This is a genomic window from Cupriavidus sp. 8B (assembly GCF_054589115.1).
The window spans coordinates 1-1,908 of record NZ_BAAILO010000206.1; the positions used below are offsets into that span (position 1 = coordinate 1).

The 1,908-nt window shown below is 68.6% G+C and carries 1 protein-coding gene; it reads left to right on the forward strand.

Annotation, left to right across the window (positions count from 1 at the left end; genetic code table 11):
- Positions 1 to 1,908, forward strand: a 1,908-nt coding sequence (locus tag ACYP5B_RS20210) for a phosphoenolpyruvate carboxylase (RefSeq protein ID WP_459570918.1), incomplete at both ends; no start/stop codon positions are given.

Genomic DNA, 1,908 nt, shown 5'->3' on the forward strand with positions numbered 1-1,908 from the left:
GGCCGGCTCGCCGCCGCAGCCGGGCAGCCTGGCGCACGCGCTGCAGGCCATCGACGCGGCCGGCGTGACCGGCAAGACCTTGCGCAAGTTCTTCGATGAAGCGCTGATCGTCCCGGTGCTCACCGCCCACCCGACCGAAGTCCAGCGCAAGAGCATTCTCGACGCCGAGCGCGAGATCGCCCGCCTGCTGGCCGAGCGCGACCTGCCGATGACGGCGCGCGAGCGCGATCACAACACCGCGCTGCTGCGTGCCCGTGTCACCACGCTGTGGCAGACCCGCATGCTGCGCAACACGCGGCTGATGGTGGTCGACGAGATCGAGAACGCGCTGTCCTATTACCGTACCTGCTTCCTGCGCGGCATCCCGCTGCTGATGAGCGAGCTGGAGGAAGACATCGCCGCGGTGTTCCCCACCACCCGCAAGAGCAAGTCCGCGCCGGCCGCGCAGACCCAGCTCGCGCCCTTCTTCCAGATGGGCTCGTGGATCGGCGGCGACCGCGACGGCAATCCCAACGTCACCGCCGACACGCTGGAACAGGCCGCGAGCAAGCAGTCGTCGCTGATCCTGGAGTGGTACCTGGACGAGGTGCACGCGCTCGGCGCCGAGCTCTCGATGTCGAGCCTGATGGTGGAAGCCAGCCCGGAACTGCTGGCGCTGGCCGAAGCCTCACCCGACCATTCCGAGCACCGCGCCGACGAGCCCTACCGCCGCGCCCTGATCGGCATCTACGCGCGCCTGGCGGCAACCTGCCTGGCCGTGACCGGCCAAGCCGCGCCGCGCCACCCGGTGGCCAGCGCCGCGCCGTACGCCGATGCGCAATCCTTCGGCGCCGACGTGCAGGTGGTCATCGACTCGCTGCGCGCCCACCACGGCGAGGCGCTCGCGCGCACCCGCATCGACGCGCTGGCCAAGGCCATCGCCGTGTTCGGCTTCCACCTGGCCTCGATCGACATGCGCCAGGTCTCCGACGTGCACGAAGCGGTGATCGCCGAGCTCTTTGCCGCCGCCGGCGTGGAGGCCAACTACGCGGCCCTGCCGGAAGCCCGCAAGCTGGAACTGCTGCTGGCCGAGCTGCGCCAGCCGCGCCTGCTGACCCTGCCGTGGCATATCTACTCCGAGCAAACCCGCAGCGAACTGGCCATCCTGAACATGGCGCGCGAGCTGCGCGCCCGCTATGGCTCGCGCGTGGCCCGCAATTACATCATCTCGCACACCGAGACGCTCTCCGACCTGGTCGAGGTGATGCTGCTGCAAAAGGAGGCCGGCATGCTGCGCGGCACGCTGGGCAGCAAGTCGGACCCGGCGCGCCCGGAACTGATGGTGATCCCGCTGTTCGAGACCATCGAGGATCTGCGCAACGCCGCCGGCATCATGCAATCGCTGCTGGAGCTGCCGGGCTTTGCCTCGGTGATCGCCCACCACGGCGGCGAGCAGGAAGTGATGCTGGGCTACTCCGACTCCAACAAGGACGGCGGCTTCCTTACCTCCAACTGGGAGCTGTACAAGGCTGAACTGGCGCTGGTGCAGGTGTTCGAGGCGCGCCGCGTGAAGCTGCGCCTGTTCCACGGCCGCGGCGGCACGGTTGGCCGCGGCGGCGGCCCGACCTACCAGGCCATCCTGTCGCAGCCGCCGGGCACGGTCAACGGCCAGATCCGCCTGACCGAGCAGGGCGAAATCATCAACAGCAAGTTCGCCAACGCCGAGATCGGCCGGCGCAACCTGGAAACGGTGATTGCCGCCACGCTGGAAGCCTCGCTGCTGCCGACGCAGAACGCGCCGAAGGACCTGGAGACGTTCGAGGGCGTGATGCAGCAGCTCTCGGATCGCGCGTTCACCTCGTATCGTCACCTGGTGTACGACACGCCTGGCTTCAAGGATTACTTCTTCGCCACCACGCCGATCACCGA